This is a genomic window from Pseudomonadota bacterium, from assembly GCA_013285445.1.
GTDB lineage: Bacteria > Pseudomonadota > Gammaproteobacteria > Xanthomonadales > Wenzhouxiangellaceae > Wenzhouxiangella.
Genome location: CP053448.1, coordinates 3231875 through 3250988 on the forward strand (window position 1 = coordinate 3231875; position 19114 = coordinate 3250988).

16 protein-coding genes are annotated in these 19114 nt (G+C 63.7%); 2 read left to right on the forward strand and 14 right to left on the reverse strand.

Features of this window, described 5'->3' with window-relative positions:
* Positions 1 to 128: 128 nt before the first annotated feature.
* The 7 genes from HND55_14355 to HND55_14385 form a co-directional block, all read right to left on the reverse strand.
* Positions 129 to 563: a type IV pilin protein gene (locus HND55_14355; GenBank protein QKK03741.1), complete on the reverse strand. Its 435-nt coding sequence runs from the start codon at positions 561 to 563 to the stop codon at positions 129 to 131.
* On the reverse strand, positions 560 to 4987 hold the full coding sequence (locus HND55_14360) for a fimbrial assembly protein (protein ID QKK03742.1): 4428 nt from the start codon (positions 4985 to 4987) through the stop codon (positions 560 to 562). Before HND55_14360 ends, HND55_14355 begins: the two co-directional genes overlap by 4 nt.
* A gap of 56 nt (positions 4988 to 5043) precedes the next feature.
* The gene (locus HND55_14365) at positions 5044 to 5613 is read right to left on the reverse strand and encodes a hypothetical protein (GenBank protein QKK03743.1); all 570 of its coding nucleotides are present in this window, start codon (positions 5611 to 5613) and stop codon (positions 5044 to 5046) included.
* A gap of 18 nt (positions 5614 to 5631) precedes the next feature.
* On the reverse strand, positions 5632 to 6840 hold the full coding sequence (locus tag HND55_14370; protein QKK03744.1) for a hypothetical protein: 1209 nt from the start codon (positions 6838 to 6840) through the stop codon (positions 5632 to 5634).
* A complete protein-coding gene (gene pilV / locus HND55_14375; GenBank protein QKK03745.1) occupies positions 6818 to 7183 on the reverse strand; it encodes a type IV pilus modification protein PilV in 366 nt (121 codons plus the stop codon). Before pilV ends, HND55_14370 begins: the two co-directional genes overlap by 23 nt.
* Before the next feature lie 65 nt (positions 7184 to 7248).
* Entirely contained in the window at positions 7249 to 7785 is a 537-nt protein-coding gene (locus tag HND55_14380; protein QKK03746.1) for a prepilin-type N-terminal cleavage/methylation domain-containing protein, read from the reverse strand.
* A 392-nt stretch (positions 7786 to 8177) separates the two neighbouring features.
* A complete protein-coding gene (locus HND55_14385) occupies positions 8178 to 8429 on the reverse strand; it encodes a type B 50S ribosomal protein L31 (GenBank protein ID QKK03747.1) in 252 nt (83 codons plus the stop codon).
* 249 nt (positions 8430 to 8678) lie between these two features.
* On the opposite strand from HND55_14385, the gene HND55_14390 reads away from it, so the two are divergent.
* Together HND55_14390 and HND55_14395 are read left to right on the forward strand one after the other, a co-directional pair.
* Positions 8679 to 10235 carry a gamma-glutamyltransferase gene (locus tag HND55_14390; GenBank protein ID QKK03748.1) on the forward strand — a complete coding sequence of 519 codons (1557 nt, stop codon included), beginning with the start codon at positions 8679 to 8681 and terminating at the stop codon, positions 10233 to 10235.
* A 47-nt stretch (positions 10236 to 10282) separates the two neighbouring features.
* The gene (locus HND55_14395; GenBank protein ID QKK03749.1) at positions 10283 to 10480 is read left to right on the forward strand and encodes a hypothetical protein; all 198 of its coding nucleotides are present in this window, start codon (positions 10283 to 10285) and stop codon (positions 10478 to 10480) included.
* Positions 10481 to 10810: 330 nt separating this feature from the next.
* On the opposite strand, the gene HND55_14400 is transcribed toward HND55_14395, so the two are convergent.
* From HND55_14400 to mltB, 7 genes are read right to left on the reverse strand one after another with little or no spacing between them, the layout of a single operon-like run.
* Positions 10811 to 12958, reverse strand: a complete 2148-nt coding sequence (locus HND55_14400; GenBank protein QKK03750.1) for a primosomal protein N' — start codon at positions 12956 to 12958, stop codon at positions 10811 to 10813.
* Positions 12959 to 12983: 25 nt separating this feature from the next.
* Positions 12984 to 15122 carry a carboxy terminal-processing peptidase gene (locus tag HND55_14405; protein QKK03751.1) on the reverse strand — a complete coding sequence of 713 codons (2139 nt, stop codon included), beginning with the start codon at positions 15120 to 15122 and terminating at the stop codon, positions 12984 to 12986.
* A 5-nt stretch (positions 15123 to 15127) separates the two neighbouring features.
* The gene (gene lipB / locus HND55_14410; protein ID QKK03752.1) at positions 15128 to 15886 is read right to left on the reverse strand and encodes a lipoyl(octanoyl) transferase LipB; all 759 of its coding nucleotides are present in this window, start codon (positions 15884 to 15886) and stop codon (positions 15128 to 15130) included.
* A complete protein-coding gene (locus HND55_14415) occupies positions 15883 to 16149 on the reverse strand; it encodes a DUF493 domain-containing protein (GenBank protein ID QKK03753.1) in 267 nt (88 codons plus the stop codon). The genes lipB and HND55_14415 overlap by 4 nt, the downstream gene beginning before the upstream one ends.
* A 2-nt stretch (positions 16150 to 16151) precedes the next feature.
* Complete coding sequence (locus HND55_14420; protein ID QKK03754.1) at positions 16152 to 17318, reverse strand: D-alanyl-D-alanine carboxypeptidase; 1167 nt, start codon at positions 17316 to 17318, stop codon at positions 16152 to 16154.
* Positions 17319 to 17349: 31 nt separating this feature from the next.
* Positions 17350 to 18123: a septal ring lytic transglycosylase RlpA family protein gene (locus tag HND55_14425; GenBank protein QKK04128.1), complete on the reverse strand. Its 774-nt coding sequence runs from the start codon at positions 18121 to 18123 to the stop codon at positions 17350 to 17352.
* Positions 18123 to 19100 carry a lytic murein transglycosylase B gene (gene mltB, locus HND55_14430; protein QKK03755.1) on the reverse strand — a complete coding sequence of 326 codons (978 nt, stop codon included), beginning with the start codon at positions 19098 to 19100 and terminating at the stop codon, positions 18123 to 18125. The genes HND55_14425 and mltB overlap by 1 nt, the downstream gene beginning before the upstream one ends.
* Positions 19101 to 19114: the final 14 nt, after the last annotated feature.

Sequence of the window (19114 nt, forward strand, 5' to 3'; positions counted from 1 at the left end):
CGCCCGGACGGGCTACAGGCGATCCATTGACCCGGCAGTAATACAGGTTGCGCTTACAGCGGCGTTTCGCCGGCTTGCTGCCGAAATGCCCAGCGCGGCTTGCGATCTACCGTGCGGCCGGGTCAGTATTACCAGCAATCATCGACCGAACCCGAACCGCTGACGCCGCGAGCGCCGGTATGGGTCAGCGTGAAGTTGGCGCACTTGGTATCACGCGAAGCCTGGACACCTTGAGGAACAGCCACCAAGGTATAAGTCGTGGCTGCGACCGCTTGCTCGTCCTCCGGGAGTTGGTACCACTCATTTTCCGATGTCTGTGGAAAGGCGACGGGACACTCACCGGCATTGTAGGCGCTGAAGCGCGTATAGCATCGCTCCAGCGCCTGGGCCGCGTTCATCAGCAATGCCTTGGCCTCGGCACGGTTGCTGCGAGTCACGAACTCGTTGTAGCTCGGAATGGCAATTGCCATGACAATGGCCAGTATCGCCACCGCAATCATCAGCTCGATCAGCGTAAAGCCGTGCCCGAGTCGCGCAATGCCGCGTGATGTGTACGTTCTCATCGCGCCTGTCTCCAGACCTGACGGCCGTCACAAATGTTGCCCACAGTCTGGAACTGGCTGGTTGCCGGATTGATGAAACCGAACGATGAACACCAGGCTGAACGGTCACCGGTCGCCACCTCCGGCGGTTCGGGCGGCGTTTCGCCATCATCCCCACCGTCACCGTCGTCGGGATCAGGCAATCCGGGACCACTGTCGGTTCCGCCATCCCCTTGGTCGCCGCCGTGGTCGGGCGGCACGATAACAACGGGCGGGCTGATTGGTGCACCGCTACCAATCGTCATACCCGCACAGGCCGGACAGGCCGCCAGGCTCAGATCGCCCTCACCGCTGGCGGCATCGAGCACGTAGAAGCGCTGATCGCCGCCCTGCGAGCACTCGGTGAAATCGGGCTCGAAGGTCGCGAAGATCAGCGTACCAAAACCAACCGAGGGACGGGACAGCACCCGTTCTCCGCCATTGCCGCCAACGCTCAAAGTGAGCTGCCAGCCGCGATTGCCGTCGCTATCGCGCGAGACTGACCGGAAGCTGTCATTTTCGTTTTCCTGCACCAGACTGCGCTGGCCAAGATCGTTGAGGCTGACCTGCTCATTGACGTCGCGGACCATGTAGAAGCTCTCGACGGTCTGGTCTTCCCGGTCGCTGTTTTCAATCAGCTTGCCGGTTCCAAAGAACACGTTGACACCACCCTGCACACTGGTCGCCAGTGTCGGCGTGCTGGTGATCGCGCGTCCATCTTCGGTCCGGAACAGCCAGTGCCCGTTGCCGCTGCCGATTTCCGGTACCGAGGGCGCGCCATTCTCGTCGAAATCAAAGCGCCAGATGCGCCCCGACAAGTCGCCGGCATAGGCACGCCAGACGTGATTGCGCTGGCTGACCTCCATCAGCAACGCCGGCGAGGCCAGTCCGTTCACCGCAGGAAGCTGATTGTTGGGAATACTCGGCTCGGCCTTGTGCAGACGCTGCCCGCTTGCCAGATCGATGACGAACAAGGCAGGATGATTGCTGGCCCCGTTGTAGCCGTTGCCGAAGATCGCCACCCAGGTGCCGTCGGCCAGCCTGGTGATCGAGGGCGATCCGTAGACATGCCCCAGGTCAGGGTCACCCCGGTCATCGGTCGGGTCAATCGTGAACTCCCAGAGCACGTCATCGGCACCGAAATTGGCCGGGTCGGTGACATCCAGCGCAAACACGGATCGACCGCCGGCACCAAGGGCACCGACCAGCACGCTCTTCCACTGGCCGCCGATCCGCGCGTCGGCAACGGTGATCTGGCCATCGACATAGAAACGGCTGGTGAACTCGGGGCGCGCCATGTCAGGCAGTTTCTCAAGCACTGCGCGCGGCACGTAGGCAAATCGTTCCTGGCCCGTTTCGGCATCGAAAGCATGCAACATGCCGGCATTGGCCCCGACATAGAGCGTATCGGGGCGATTGACCTTGACGTTTTCCAGGTAATGGCCATAGCTGCCCGAGCCTTCCACACCGCCGCCTTGATCGGCCGGCAGTCGCGCCCAGCCCTCATTGCGCTGTGTGGCGAGGTTGAGCTGCGAGTTGACAATCGCGCCAACCAGGCTTTCCCGTGTGCGCAACGGTCCGCCGTTTGCTTCTTCAAGCTCTCTGCTGCCCCGGACATATTCGACCAGCAGGACTGCACGATCGGCGCCGTCGGCGGCTGCCGGAAAGATGATATCGCCGAAGTAGTCCGCGTTGTCAGCCGAGAACTCCAGCGCATCGGCATTGGCCACGTCCCAGGTCCAGATGTTTCGCGCATCGGGCTCGGGCAGCTGTTCCGAGGCTTGCCACTCGACGTCGAGCGACTCGGGATCCATCGCCTTGATCTCGCCACCCCAGTGCTCCGTTTCAAAACTGGCCTGGTACAGCAAGCTGTTGGTTTGCAGTCGCGTGGAGTTGGTCTGCAGCGTCGTCACCGCATTCAGATCCAGAATCTGCTGAAACGCGCGCTCGAGCTGCTCCTTGAGCGTGGCCGCATTGGTGACCAGGAAGTAGTTTTCCGGCGTTTCACCGGGATCGAGATCCTCGTTGCTGCTGTTGCCGTACTTGGCGGCATACCACAGCGGGTCACGCAGCACGGTGGCTGCCTCGCTGCCGGCCGGGTAGAACGTTCTTGTAACCGGTTCATTCATGTTTTCAGGCGGCATGCCGGGCGCCGTCGTGCAGTCTGCCTGATACTGTGGCGGTACAGGCTGCATCGCGCATGCACCCGGGGGAATGGCCGGCGGTGTATTCAGGTAGTAGACCATGTTGTCGCCGGCGTTCGGATCACCGCGCACTTCCAGGTACAGGCCATCGGCGGCGGCCCGTACGGTCTGGTCCGGCAGAAGCGGGTGCTTGAAATCGGACTCCACGCCGGATATGACATAGCCCACGTTCATCTTGATGCAACCCGCATAGTACTCGGGAGTCAGCGACACATCGAGTGAGCCGTCCTCCTGAACGGCAATCTGGTAGTTCACGATACCGTCCATGTCGTGATCGGCTGCCTGCTCGACGTCTTCGAAGTTGATCCGGAAACTGGCAAACGGTCGGCCACCGTTGACCGAGCCGTCCATGTTCTGGGGGTGGGTATTGGCCCACTCCTCGATGAAGAAGTCCACGATCTGGGCCATCGGCTGAAAACGATCGCGATTGGGGTTGGTGCCGATACAGCCGTTGACCGACTTGCCGAACGGCACCATGGTAATGACCTGATCGCCGATCGGCATCTCGATCTTCGGCAGTTGCGAAGCCAGGGCAACTGAGAATGTCTCGATCAGCTGCTCGCTTTCCAGGTCCTCGCGCAGATCGTCCTTGATCCCGAACCGGGCGACGCTGGCGCTGTAGTAGGTCCCTTCCTTGGTCGGCTCGGCCGGCGAGAGCCCCCTGATATTGCCCAGGCTGGAAACCGTCTTGACCGTAGGCGCGCCATCGGCATGGGCACCGGACTGCCCGATGAAATGGGCACTGCTGCCGCCATGTTCGAGGTTCCAGATCTCCTGCCCCAGGGTCGCGGCATTGAGGCCGTCCAGATCGCCGCTGAAACTCGAGAAAGCGCTGCCCGGCACCAGACGGCCGTCATTCGAAATATTGACGTTGCTGATGATCAGGTTGGCGCCCTTGGTACACCAGGGGCGGCTTGCATAGGGATCATCCCATTCGCTGACCGGCAAATCGAGACTGCCGCCCAGCCGGATCGGAACGCGCTCGGAACCATTGGTCAGGGGCGGCACCATGGCCGCAGTCGGACTGGCCTTGCCCGCATAGTAGCGCAGCGCCTCGTAGACCATCTCGGCCACCGGGTTGCCCCAGTCCGGAAACTCGCCCTGGTTCATCGATCGCTGGGTCAGCCAGGCGCCGGACCAGCCGGGATAATAGGCGCGGCCGGACTGGAAGCCAACAATGCGCAGGCTGTCAATCGTACGGATGATGCCATCCACATCGGAAAGCTGACCGGTGTCGGCGTTGATCTCGGACGAGATATTGTCCATCTGCCGACGCAGCACGCCACCGGACATATTGTTCAGGTAGCTGCCCGTAATCAAGCCAAAGTGCATCTGGCCCTCCTGACCAAAATCCTGCAGCAGACCGGTTGGCTTGTAGTGCCCGCTGGGATAGCGCTGGCAGTTGTCTTCCGGCATGTTCTCGTCACAAACCTCGACCCGCACGACAAAATCCCTGCGCGTATCGGCATCCGAAGTGCACAGCGGGCCACTGCCGCCATTCAGGCAGCGATCCCCGGCCACCGGGCGCTCGATGGCGACCCATTCCCAGACACGAAAACCCGTGTTGGCCAGCACGCGCATCAGCGGTTCGTCCGGGTTGGCTGTCAGGCTGGTGTTGGCGAACAGGTGATATCGCCCGGTGCCCGGCAAGCCCAGCGGGGTGTAGTCCCTGATGTCGTAGCCATCGCGCTCGGGGCTCTGATATTCCTTGCCCCAGGAGTGCGCGTCCTGGGCAATGTAGGAACGCTGCAGAACCGTCCGGTCTTCGCTGTCGACCAGCCGCGACCCGCCATAGAGCACTTTTCTCAGGGCATCAATGCGCGCCGTCGTGACCCAGTTGAGGAAATCGCCGCTCCAGCCGGAGCCGCATTTCTTGGTGGCTGTTTCGCCAGTCGGTTCGAACACCTTGCCGCCGGAGTCGTACGAGTAACACTTGAATGAATCGAAGTAGCCAAAGTAGTCGATCTCGTCAGGTTTGTATCCGATATCCGGCGCCCCGTTTCCGGTCAGGTCAGACGCATCGTTGTAGGCCTCATAGAACAGCGAATGGTCGCGACCCATGACCATCATGTTCATCGGCGGGTAGTTGGCGGCCTGAAACAGCGGCCCCTGTGCAATATCGAGCTGGTCGGCAGAAACCACGCCGGCCCATGCCATCAAGGCGCTGCAGATTGTCAGTCGAACGCGTTTTTCAATGCTCATTGTTGCCTCGCTCGCGGCTCCAGAGCCGTCTGATTGTTTCGATTCGGTCACACGGACTATTCAGGCCAGAAGAAAATGGTCTGCACCAGCGCCTCGGCGCGGCGCGATGCGTCACCCGGCCCGAACGCGCGCGCCAGCACCAGATAATAACGATCTGAAACCGGGGTTCCGTCGGATCGCTGATTGTCGTCCATCGGTCGGCAAGCCGATCCCTGCGGCAGCCCGGTATTCGGGTTGATATAGTCGCCCAGTGCAATGATGAAGAAATCGTTGCCCGTGGTCGGCGCCGTCTGCCAGGGCACATTGTCCCAATCCACCCCGTATCGCCGCTCCAGGGTGCAGTCATTGGGCATATTGACGAGATTCAGGTCATCGGCCCATGTCGGTATCACCGGCAGTCCGCCAGTTGTCCCGGCGGCCATTTGTACCAGTCGATCCTCGATTTCGCGCAGCGTGGCTTCTGCCTGCTGAAAGGCGACGTTGTATTCGCGAACGTTGCTGGCCATGCGTTCCTGCATGATGCTGACGTTGCTGGAGGTCAAACCCAGCAGGGTCAGCATCAGCAATATCATCAGCCCAACGAACAGCGCCACACCCCGTTGTCTTGAAACCGAAATGGCTTGCATAGCTCTTTCCCTTGCGAGTTATTGCACGATGATTCGATTGCGCACGGCCACGGTGGTCGCAAATGTCTGCCGCAATCGCCGATCAGGCGCATTCATGATGGGGGTACCCGCCAGATCATAGGTGCCCTGCAGCAGCGTGGCATCGGCATTGTTGGCGGACCGAACCAGCAAACTGATACGCATGGCGATGACCAGACCCCAGTCACGAACCTCGTCAGCCGGCAGCCAGAAGTCGATACTCTGCCCGTCACCGGCCGGAGCAGGCAGGCTGAAGCCATAGAGCACCTGCATGGACTCGACCCCCTCAACGAGTTCCTCCGGCAGCAGATCCTCATCTCTCAATCCGCGGGACAGATCGAGCCGATAAAGGCCGGGTTCCTCGCGCGCAGCGTTGTAGCCAATGTAATAGGCCACGACCTGGGCTGAAAAAACCTGGGCTGTTTCGTTGTAATCAGTACCCCAGGGGTTGAGTCCGGGCGGCTTGTTGCCCGGGCCGGGATTGCTACAGCTCTGTACCGGCTTGGAGAGGCTTCCGTCGGCATTGTTGGCGTTGGACTGCTGGAAAATATCCGCCCCGTTGGCGCAATCCGTGACCATGATGATCCCACGCCTGGGCACCGTGCCCGATATCAGTCCGATATTGGTGTTGTTCTGATTGCTGTCGACAAGAACGTCCTGCAGCTCAAGAGACCGAATGACAAGCACATCGGAACCCGTAACAACCTGGTCCTGCAAGGCATCGGGCAGCTGCAGCTGCGAGCCGTCAGGCTGGCGCGACTGCCAGTTTCCAACCGCCAGGTCTGCTGGACTCAGGTCCTCGGGCAGTTCGGTCGCAGGATCGCCTACAGCGGTTCCACTGAACTCCCAGCCGACCACGGACTGGCTGGGGTCGAACAATATATCAACATAGCCACCGCAGTCCTCGTTGAGGTGGTTGCGGATATTCATCTGGCCGGCGCAAAAACCGTGTGTGCCGATGCCGCGCGTTTCGCGCTTAAGCATCTCGATCATGAAACGGCCGTTTTCCTGCACTCGTGCCAGCGCTTCGTTGCTGTTGTAGGTCATCTTCGAGCCAACGAAAAGCTGCAGGATGCCACCGACAAGCAGCAGTCCCAGAACCAGTGCCACGAGCAGCTCGACGAGGCTTAATCCTTTGCTTTTTTGCGGAAATTGACTGGAATGGTTCACCGATCGGCCCTCTGGATTAGATTCTGGTATTGATGACAATGGACTCGCCGGCCTCGGGCGTGTCTCCGATACGATCATCTGCCCAGGTGACGGTGATCGACACCACGCCGTCGGCGGCTGCCCCGACCACATTCACGGCCAGATTGCCGTTTGGCAGCATCTGGGTCACCAACTCCTGCCAACGGGCGATCGCCGGCAAGGTGCCACCGCTTTGGAACACGGAGCGGTTGGCGCGAACATGATCAGCCACCTCGTAGGCCAGATTCAGCGCCTGGGTCTGCTGATAGGCCGCTTGACCGCTTTGGATCGAAAACCCCTGAAGTGCAGCCAGGCCGAGCACGCCGACCGACAGCACGAGAGCGGTCACCAGCACCTCGATCATCGTGACGCCGCGCTGCCTCCTGAAGCTGCCAGAGTAAGGCCGAAACATTGGCTTGCCGCTCATAATCAACACTCCACTCGTTCAACAATCGCTCTGCCGCCGGCAACTATCCGGATGTCCCGCGCCGAGTCGCGAGTGCAGTGCGGAATCCGAAGCTGAAACACGATCGGAAAGGTGGCCGCTGCCGTATCCACTTCACCGCGCGGCAGGTAGCGAACGAAGGTCTCCGAATCCGATGGCGTAATGGTGCTGTTGCCGGTTACGGCTGGCCAGACTCGCAGAATTTCGCTAACGCTGACCGAGTTGTCACCGGCTCCATTGGCATCGGTTGCAACGATCCAGCCGTCGGTCCACGCACCGCCGCAGCTTGGTGTTTCTGCGCTGGTGTCGCTGGCACACACCGTAACCGGACGATTTCGCTTCAGCGCCTCGCTGCGCGCCAGTTGCATGGCCGTGACGAATTCGTTGGCCTGCGAGGTGAGCCGATTATTTTGAATAGCGTCAAGAAAGCTGGGCACAGCCGTGACCAGCAGGATCGCCAGCAAAGAGATGGAGATCAGCAGTTCGAGAAGCGTAAAGCCCGCGGGGCGCTTGTTGGTCACGGTGCGTTTTCCCGGATACAGGGACAGGCCTATACCGTAATGATTCGCCCGCGAAAGGGAAAGGGGTGGCCGACCAGCGGCAGCGAGACACGGACAAGCGGACGTATGGCCTCGCCGAATCGCCCAGACGGCCATGATGCACACCCCGACTGCGACCAGCGCAGAACAAGCCCCACGCCCGACCTTGGAAGCCCACATCAACAAACCATGAAGCACGAGGCGCTGACTGTGACCTGCCCCACAGGCGCGGCGATATCCGACCACCGGCAGCGGACAGGCCGTTCCGCTCGCCGCACCGGCCGGTTCCGGCAGATTGATTCGGGGTCAGGTTGAAAGCGGGGAAAACGGCTGCCGGGGGATGATCGCCCGACAGCCGGGAGTGTTTCCAGCGCTTACTGCTTGCTCTTGCCGTAGCGCTGCTTGAAGCGGTCGACGCGGCCGCCAGAGTCCATGATCTTGTGCTTGCCGGTGTAGAAGGGGTGGGACTTGCTCGAGACTTCCACCTTGACCAGCGGATACTCGTTGCCGTCTTCCCACTTGATGGTCTCCTTGGTCTGAACCGTCGAGCGGGTCTTGAACATCAGATCGCTCGAAAGATCCTGGAAGACCACTTCGCGGTACTCCGGATGGATTTCAGGCTTCATCGCTTGTCGTCCTGGGCTATCTGGAAAATAGCCGGGTATTTTGCCGGTTTGCCGTACATATTTCAAGCACTCCGCGGCTCGAAGGCGCATGCCGGCCCGTTGCCGACCATCGCAGCCGGCCCGGCAGCGGCCCCATCACCTCGTTCGCCGAACCGGTGCCGGATACAGCTAAAACCACATCGTGCAGCGAGGCGCAATCGCGGGACCAGGTCCGGCGCGCGGTCCTGTACACCGATTAGAATGGCGGTCATGAACAGGAACAGCCAACAGTCAACCCGCGCCTGGCGGGTTGCCAGCGGCCATGCGGCCACAACACGGGCGGCCGTCACTGTACTCGAAGCCGGTGGCACGGCCGCCGACGCTGCGGTGGCCGCGGGCCTGGCCGCCACCGTCGCCGAACCGATGCTGTGCTCGCTTGGCGGCGGCCTGCACGCGCTGGTTGCCCAACGCGGCCGGGCACCCCTGGCGCTGGACGGGTTTGCTCACACGCCGCGCCAGCGGCGCGTCGACGATCTGGATTTCTATCCCATCACCGGCAATTTCGGCACTGACGTGCAGGAATTCCATGTCGGCATGGCCGCGATCGCCACCCCGGGGATGCTTGCGGCCCTGATCTCGCTGCACCGGCGCTACGGGCGCATGCCGCTGCAGCAGCTGGTCGAGCCGGCCCGGGCGCTGGCCGCTGACGGGGTCGGGCTCAATGATGTTCAGCACTACACCCTGCGCATCCTCGAGCCGATCGTGCGCGCTACTGAAGCCAGCGCCCGGCTGTTCGGGCTGGCCGCCATCGACGCGCCCCTGCCAGACGTCGGCAGCGTGGTGCGCAATCCCGACCTGGCCGGATTCCTCGAGCCGCTCGGCCAAGAAGGCCCCGATCTGTTCTACCGTGGCGAGGCGGCGCGCCGGCTGGCCGCTGATTCGGCTGAGCGCGGCGGCCATCTCGGCCTGGCGGATCTGGCCGGCTACCGGCCCCGCTGGCGACGACCGCTGACCTGGCGCTACCGTCACGCCAGGCTGTGGTCGACCCCGCCACCGGCCTTCGGCGGCATGATGCTTGCGCTGGCCACGCATGGCCTGGAACAGCACTTGCCGCCACACTGCACCTTCGGCGATGACGCTCATCTGGATGCCCTGGTCCGGGCGATGCGCGACTCCGAGGACCTGCGGCATCAGCTCGAACGGCCCGACCTGCTGCACTCCGGGCGCGCGCTGCGTACGGCATTCCGTGGCCTGATCGACGCCGGCCCGTGGGTTGCGCGCGGCACGACCCACCTGAGCATCGACGACGGACGCGGTCTGGCGGTGGCCATGACCCTGTCAAACGGAGAGGGCTGCGGCTATGTGCTGCCGGACACCGGCATCATGCTCAACAACATGCTCGGCGAAGAGGACATCAACCGCACCGGCTTTCACACCTGGCCGCTCAACCGGCGGCTGGCGTCAATGATGGCGCCGACCATTCTGCAGTGTGGCCGGCGCCGTTTTCTGCTCGGCAGCGGCGGGTCGAACCGCATCCGCACCACGCTGGCGCAGGTCATCTGCGCTCTGGTGGACTTCGATATGCCGCTGGAAGCTGCCATAGCCGCGCCGCGTCTGCACTTCGAGCGCGATGGCGCGGCCATGGAAACACCGCCGCAAACGCCGCCGGAGCGCATCGGGTGGCTGCTGTCCCGATTCCCGGAGGCGCGCCGCTGGCCGCAGCGCAATCTCTACTTTGGCGGTGTACACGCCGTCGGCCCCGACAGCGCCGTCGCCGATATCCGCCGTGGCGGCTGCGCGACGAGCGCGGAACTTTGTGCTGAATAGTGATGTCAACACTCTCGTGGAGTTCTGTCCGCAAGGAGGTTCACGTCATGACTGTCCTACGTCTGACCCTGATTGCCGCCCTCGCCGTTGTGCTGGCTGGCTGTGCCTCGACAGCGCAGCGCAGCGCATCCAGCGAGATCAATGCCCAGTATGTCGCTGCCGTCGAGCAGGCCGCCAAGCAAGGCGGGGTTGAAATCATCTGGGTCAATCCGCCCCGACGCAGTGTAGCGAACCACGACGGTTAGCAGGCGGCGTTCCGGCCTGTCATTGCGGGCTGTTTGCCCCTGATGACAGGTTTTTACTAGTGTACCCCGTCACTCATCTTGTGACTTATAGCGAGTGCCTCAGGGGCCAGATGCAAGGCGCGATTGCGCCGGCGTAGTGGGGCTACGTCAAGCAATCGCAACGCCGCAGATGGCCCCTGAGGCGCTCGCCCGACCGGGAGCGCCGTACAAGCCCGATCGCGGCGTTGACGCTCTTGCAAAGGGCACCCACCCTTCCCGGCGAGCGCCGCCTTGCGCTCGGGCTTGTACGGTGCTCTATAAGTTACAAGATGAGTGACGGGGTACACTAGGCTACAGATTCACCGGATCCATATCCAGGTGCCAGCGGGCTTTGCGCGCAGCCGGCAGATCGTGCAGCATGCACAGGCGCTTGCCGATTGCCGCAGCCAGGGCGGTTCGGTTGCGCGCCTGTATCCACAGATAGAACCGCCAGTAGCCGCCGCGCCGGGACAGGACCGCCGGCAGGGGGCCGGTGATCGACAGGCCGTCGACCGCCAGCGCCCGACTCGCCGCATCAAGAAAGGCCCGCGCCGGTTCGGGCTGATGCGCTTCGGCCCGCAGCAGGGCCAGCGCAGTGTATGGCGGCAGCTCGGCCTGGCGTCTCTCGGCGAGCAGACAGTCGGCAAAGTCGAGGTAGTCTCCGCTTCGCAGCCGCACGAGCAGTGGATGCTCGGGATGCCGGGTCAATAACAGGAACTCACCCGCGGTATCGCCCCGTCCGGATCGCCCGGCAACCTGACAGACCGCCTGCCCGAGACGTTCGGGCGCACGAAAATCAGCGCTGAACAGCGCCTGGTCGACGTCGAGCACGGCCGCCAGGGTCACCCCCGGCAGGTGATGGCCCTTGGCCAGCATCTGGGTGCCGATCAGGACACAGGGCTCACCGGCACGAACCTGTGCCAGCAATTGATCGAACTGCCCGCGCCGGGTCATCGTATCGCGATCGACGCGATAAACGGGAACGTCGGACAACTGCTCTCGTATCTGCTGCTCGAGCCTTTCCGTACCGCTGCCCAGGCCCAGAAGATCGGGTGATCCGCAGTCCGGACAGCGCGCTGGTGCGCGGCGCTGGGCACCGCAGTGATGACACTGCAAGGCCGAGCGGTGCCGGTGCCAGGTCAGATGCGCGCTGCATCGCTCGCAGTCGGCCTGCCAGCCACATTCGCCGCACATCAGCACCGGCGCATAGCCGCGCCGGTTGCGATAAAGCAGCACCTGTCCGCCCTGGTCGAGATGGCGCCGCACGGTTTCGACCAGCTGCCTGTTCAGACCCCGCCCGCCGCCACGGGCGTCAATCACGCGCCAGCGTGGCTGGCGCGCCAGACCGGCGCGCTGACCGAGCACCAGTTTCCGGTACCGGCCGGTTCGGGCGTTGTGCAGGCTTTCCAGCGCCGGGGTTGCGCTGCCGAGCACAACCGGAATACCGCAGCGCCGGGCGCGCAGCACGGCCACGTCGCGTCCGTGATAGCGCGGCGTCTCAGCCTGTTTCAGCGAGGCATCGTGTTCTTCATCGACCACAAACAGCCCCGGCCGACGAAGCGGCAAAAAGACCGCCGAGCGGGTGCCCACGATCACCCGCGCCGACCCGTCACCGGCAGCTTGCCAGCACGCCAGTCGCTCGCCCTCGCCCAGGTCTGAATGGTAGACGTGAACACGATGCCCCAGGCGCCGCTCGAAACGCCTGACCAGCTGCGGCGTCAGCCCGATCTCCGGAACGACAATGAGCACCTGGCGGTCACGCCCCAGCAGGCCACGGGCGGCCTGCAGGTAGACCTCGGTCTTGCCCGATCCGGTGACGCCGGCCAGCAGAAAGGTCTGATAACGGCGGCGCGCGCCCAGGATCGCGGCAACAGCGGCGCGCTGCGCCTGGTTCAGTTCGGGCCCGGGGTCAGGATCTGCTGGCGGTGTCGCAGCCGTCGCACGCAGCAGGCCACGCTGCGCCATCTGCCGCAGCACCGCCGCCGAGGCCAGCTTGAGCAACTGCTCGCGTTCAGCCGGCCCTGCCTCCAGGTGCGCCCGCACTCCTGCCTGCGCGGGCGCACGCGCCAGATCGGCCCGACGGCCCGCTTCGGTCAATTCAAGACAGGATGGCGCCGGCGGCCGGAACGCCCGCACCCGGCGCAAGGCACCAGGCAACAGCAGGTTGACCGCCTCGCCGGGAGCAAAGCCGTAATAGCGTGCACACCAGAGCACCAGCTCCAGCAAAGCCGGATTGACCAACGCCGGATCGGCCAGGCGTTCAATCGGCCGCAGCGCGCTGACGTGTTCCGGCGAGGCCGGCCCCTGATCGACGACCAGCCCGACCAGCCGCCGTCGGCCGAACGGCACGATGACGCGACTGCCCGGCGCCGGCAGGTCGTCGCCAGCCGGCAGGTACTCGAACAGGCGCGGCACGGGCACCGGCACGGCCACGCGCGCAACCTGCGGACGGGCGGGCATCAGAGCGCAACCGGCCGGCTCGCGATCAGTCGATCTCCACACCCAGAGTGATGGGCTCGCGGTGGGCCAGCAGATGATCGCCATCGAGCTCGATGAGGTCGGTCAGGATACGGGCTGACTCGAGCAGATAGAGATCTTCCTCCTCTTCCTCGTCAGATGCTGCCGCCTCATCCGCGTCCTGACCGTCGCCCAGCGGCTCTTCTTCAGGTCCATCGCTCCCGTAGCGGGCGCTTCGCCGCGCCTCGACCGCATCCATCTCCTCGCGCCGCGCCGACTCGAGCAGGGAGACCGAATCACGGTTACCGTTCTCCTCCCATTCGGCCAGCTCGGCCAGCAGGTCGGCAAGCGCATCATCGGTTTCCAGGCGCTGCTCGTGGCGGACGCGCGCCCGCTCGATCAGCGGCTGCAGATCGGCAAAAGGCTGGTAGTCAGTCGGCTGGATCTCGGCCCAGGGCATGGAGAAATCGAGCGCGCTTTCGCCATAGTCCTCGGCATCATCCGGCGTTGGCAAGGCAATATCGGGCACCACGCCTCTGGACTGGGTCGATCCGCCCCTGACGCGGTAGAACTGGGCCATGGTCAGCTTGAGCTGCCCCAGCCGCACGTCGTCGCTGCGCGACATATTGTCGAGATCGATCAGGTTCTGCACGGTGCCCTTGCCGAAGGTCGTTTCGCCGATGATCACGCCGCGACCGTAATCCTGAATCGCAGCCGCGAAGATCTCCGAGGCCGAGGCGCTCCGGCGATCGACCAGAACGCCGAGCGGGCCTTCCCAGGCCATCCCGGGCTCGCGGTCTTCTTCCAGGCTGACGTTGCCACGCGAGTCGCGCACCTGAACCACCGGCCCGGTATCGATAAACAATCCGGTCATGGTGGTCGCCTCGACCAGGGCTCCGCCGCCATTGCCGCGCAGGTCGATCAGAAGCCCGTCAATCGACTCGGCCTTGAGCTCGTTGATCAGGCGACGCACGTCGCGCGTGCTGGAGCGATAATTGGGCTCGTTCTGCGCCCTGCCCTGGAAATCCACGTAGAACACCGGCACCCGAATGACGCCAATGCGCCGGATTTCCTCGCCGACCGGCACCTCCAGCAGCTCGCTGCTGGCGGCCTGTTCCTCGAGTTTGACTTCGTTGCGCACCAGGTCGATGACCTTCGACGGACCGCTCAGGCCGGTGTCCGCCGGCAGCACCTCGAGCCGAACCACGGTTTCGCGCTCGCCGCGGATGAGATCAACCACGTCGTCGAGACGCCAGCCGATCACGTCCTCGATCGGACCGTCGGCACCCTGGCCGACACCGATAATTCGATCCCCTGACTGCAACCGCCCGTCGAGGTCAGCCGGACCGCCGGGCACCAATTCGATGACCGTCGTGTACTCGGTCTCGCGCTGCAGCATCGCGCCAATGCCGTCGAGCGAAAGACGCATCGAGATCTCGAAATTCTCCGAGGTACGCGGCGACATATAGGCCGAATGCGGCTCGATCGAGCGGGCAAAGGCATTCATCAGAAACGAAAACACATCCTCGTTGTTGAATTCACCGATTCGGCGCCCGAGGTTGTCGTAGCGCTGGTCAAGCGTTTCGACAATCTCCTCGTCGTCCTGGTCGGCCAGCTTCAGTCGCAGCCAGTCGTTCTTGACCCGCTTGCGCCAGATTTCGTCGAGCGCTTCGCGGCTCTCCGCCCAGGGCTGTTCCCTGCGATCGAAGTGATAGCTCTCGTCAATGGTGAAATCGAAGCCCTGCTCCAGCAGCGAACGCGCATGGGCGACCCGCTCGTCGACGCGCTCGATGTAGAGGTTGAATATCTCGTAGGCGGGCTCAAGGTCCGCCGAGCTGACCGCATCGGCCAGGGTGGCCCGAAAACGCTCCAGACCGGCAATATCATCGGCCAGGAAGTAGACCCGATTGGGGTCGAGCACCTCCAGGTACTGGTTGAACACTCGCTCCGAGAACTCGCTGTCGAGACTCTGCGGCCGATAGTGAAAATTGGTCATGAACCGCGACGCCAGGCGGCTGGCATAGCGATGCTGCGGTTCGGGCGCCAATCGCTTGACCGAGGTTTCGCTGACGCCGGCCCGGCCATCGTCGGGCTGCAGCAACAGCACCGGACTGAGCAGGGCCAGAGAGAAAACGAGGACGAAAATCCGATTTGGTGTCATATTCATGTCAGCTAGGACCGGTCCGCGCCGGTGAAGTTTTGCCGATCTGCACTGGAGACATGCTCCCAACATGCATGGTACCCCATCAAACGGCAGAAGGATGTCACCAGCCGCCGGGCCGCCTCATCCCAGTCGGGCTCCTCGACCAGGCTGCGCAGATCGGTCATCTGCTGCCCGGCATAGCCGCAGGGATTGATCAGCGAGAAAGGCGACAGGTCCATGGCAATATTGAAAGCCAGGCCGTGATAGGTGCAGCCGCGGCGCACCTTCAGCCCGATCGAGGCGATCTTGGCCTGGCCAACGAACACCCCCGGCGCGCCTTCACGCCGCACGCCGACTGCGCCGATCCCGTCGAGCACGTCGATCACGGCCTGCTCGAGCCGATCAACCAGACAACGCACACCGCAGCGAATGCGCTCGATATCGAGCAGCGGATACATCACGACCTGACCGGGACCGTGATAAGTGACCTGACCGCCGCGATCGGTCTGGACCACGGGAATGGCGCCAGGATTGAGTACGTGCTCCGGGCGTCCGGCCAGCCCCTGGGTGAAGACCGGATCGTGCTCAACCAGCCACAGCTCGTCACCCGTCTGGGCATCGCGCCCGTCGGTAAACGCCTTCATTGCCGCCCAGACCGGTTGGTAGGGCTGGCGGCCAAGATGCCGCACGGCCAGCTCCGGCGCAACGGGTTGTACCGGTGACGCGACAACGGCCGAGGGTTCCCCCGGGCGCTGAACCCTGAAGCCTGGTCCCTTGCCTTCCGTCATAGCGTCATCTTCACGACATCCAGTGCCCGGATTTCGCTGTAGACGGCCTCGAGCTGGCGACGCGACTGGGCCTCGATCACAACGGTAATGCTTTCATAGCGGCCATGACGACTGGGCCGGATGCTCACGTCGTGTTCGCCGGGCATCTCGGCGTGTCGCGCGATGACCGACAGCACCTGATGCAATGCGTCGTCGTCGGCCATCACCATGGCCTTGACCGGCCAGCGGCAGGGAAAGGACAGTGGACTGTCGTCGGGCGCCATCGTCAGTCACCGCCAAACAGACCACCAACCCATAGCCGCATGGCGTCCATGCTACGGCCGAAAAAGCCGGCTGCCTCGACCGCATCGAGGGCAACCAGGTCGCGCTCTTCGAGATCGCTGTCGTCGAGTGAAATGACCAGCCGGCCCACGCGCTCGCCCTGTGTCAGGGGCGCTATCAGGGTATCACCCATCTCCAGCCTGGCCTCGAGTGCGTCATAGCGGCCGCGCGGAATGGTCAGGAACAGGTCTTCGGAGACGCCCAGCCGGACGCTGTCCGACTGCCCTTTCCACACCCGCTCGACGCTGAGCTCATCGCCGGCCTCGTAGAGCTGATAGGTTTCGAAGAAACGGAACCCGTAATTGAGCAGCGACTGGCTGGCTGTCGCCCGGGCCTCCTCGCTGTCGGTACCCATGACCACACTGACCAGACGCATGCCGTCGCGCATGGCCGAGGTCACCAGGCAGTAACCGGCCGATTCGGTGTGCCCGGTCTTGAGTCCGTCGACCGACGGGTCGCGCCACAAAAGCCGGTTGCGGTTGTGCTGGCGGATCTCGTTGAAGGTGTACTCGCGCTCCGAATACCAGGCATAGAAGTCGGGAAACTCCCGAATCAGCGCGGCCGCCAGGCGGGCAGTGTCGCGTGCCGTTGTGTACTGCTCGGGATGCGGCAAACCGGTAGCGTTGACATAATGGGTGCCGCTCATGCCCAGCTGCCGGGCCGCCTCGTTCATCATGCCCGCAAACACCTCCTCGCTGCCGGCCACGTGTTCGGCCAGCGCCACGCTGGCGTCGTTGCCCGACTGGATGATCACTCCCTTGAGCAGTGCCTCGACCGGCACCTGCTTGCCGACCTCGACAAACATGCGCGAGCCCTCGGTGCGCCAGGCTTTCTCAGAGATCAGCACCGCCTCGTCAAGCGCCAGATTGCCGCGGGTGATTTCGCGGAAAACGACGTACGACGTCATCAGCTTGGTGATGCTCGCCGGCTCGACCCGGGCATCCGACTGCTGCTCGGCGATCGTGGCCTGGCTATGGTAGTCGACGAGGATGTAGCTTGTGGCACCGATCGAGGGCGCGGCCGGCACCGGCGACTGGGCGGCCAGGTCGGCCGCTGACAGGATGATCAGCGCGGTCAGTAGGCAGGATGGAATGATTCGATTCGATTGCATGGCTTCAGTATTGAATAAAAGGATTCAACAGTCACGGATAAACATAGCGGGCCGGACCAAGACCGAGTTCAGCGACGCGCTCGAGCAGCGCCACGGCGCGACGCAATTCCTCGACCGGGCCGATCCGCACCCGCCACAGCGCTTCGCCGGGGCTGCCCGATGCCTCGGTCGCAATCGGTCCGATCCCGGCCCGTTCCAGCTCGCGGGTGACGGCTGCGGCCCGTTCGGCTTCGGCAAAGGCACCCACCTGAACCCAGACCGGCAAGCGGGCGGGGCGGGGCGTCGGCTCGACCTGCTCATCGAAAGTGATCGCGCGTACCGCCACTGGCGCTGTACCGGCCTCGGTCATGCCCAGGGCATGAGCCGCTGCCCATGACAGATCGATCAGTCGGTCCGCATGAAACGGCCCGCGGTCGTTGACCCGCACGATGATACGCCGACCGGTGTCCAGATGGGTCACTTCAGCCCAGGTCGGCAGCGGCAGGGTACGGTGCGCAGCGGTCAGCTGATACATATCGTAGGGCTCGCCCGACGAAGTCATGCGGCCGTGAAACTTGGTGCCGTACCAAGAGGCAATCCCCTCCTCGCTGTAGCCGGCCGCCTGGTCGAGCACCCGGTAAGTCTGCCCCATGACCTCGTAGGGGGTGTGGTTGCCGTACGCACTGCGCGGTTCCGGGTGGGGCAGGGGCCATTCGATCAGATCGGGGTCCGGCAGTGCGGGCGGAGGACCGTCCGGGCGCTCGCGCTGCGGCTGTGCACAGGCGACCGCCAGCGCCGAGATCATCAGCATGACAGCCAGGCGCATCACCGGACAGCCCGCTCGCGAATGGCTTCGGCCAGCTGGTAGACAGCCATTGCATAAAGGGGCGACCGGTTGTAGCGGGTAATGACATAGAAATTCTGGAAGCCAACCCAGTACTCGGCACCATTTTCCGTTTCCAGCTCAACCAGCGTGGCCGGCGTATCTGGCGGCAGGTCGCCGACCTCCACCGCCACCCCCATGTCGACCAATTGACCGAGCCGATGTTCGGGCTTGAGCGAAAACGCTGACGCATCCACGGGAACGTCGCCATCGACACGGCGGGCGATCGGGCCATCGGCTTCCCAGCCGTGGCGAGCCAGGTAGTTGGCAATCGAGCCGAGCGCGTCCGGCAGCGAGCGCCACAGATCGCGGCGGCCGCTACCATCCATGTCGATGGCGTAGGCGCGATAGCTCGACGGCATGAACTGACCCACCCCCATGGCACCGGCATACGAGCCGCGCACCTCGGTGACCGGCAGCGATTCTTCGCCGGCCAGGCTCAGGAAATGTCCCAGTTCCGAGGCAAAAAAATCGGCCCGGCGGGGAAAGTAGAAACCCAGCGTGGCCAGCGCGTCGATGACCCGAAAGCTGCCGGTGTTCATGCCGTAGTTGGTCTCGACGCCTATGATGGCAACGATGATCGCCGGCGACACCGAAAACCGCTGCGCCGCCGCGCGTATTTCAGCCTCATTGGCGCGCCAGAACTCAGCGCCAGCGGCAATGCGCGTCTCGGTCACGAATATCGGCCGGTAGCGGTACCAGGGGCGGGCCTCGGCCGGCCGCGTGATGGCGTCAATGATCGATTGCTGGTATCGGGCCTCGGCCAGCACCTCACGCACCTCGTCGGCATCCAGGCCATGCTCGACCACGACCCGTTCGACAAACGCCTCGGCGCCGGGATGCGGCTCGGCGAGTTCACCGGCCTGGGTGCCGACCGACAGCAGCAGCGACAAAACCAGCAGGCTGACCGAAAAAAACATCGCGATATTCCGTA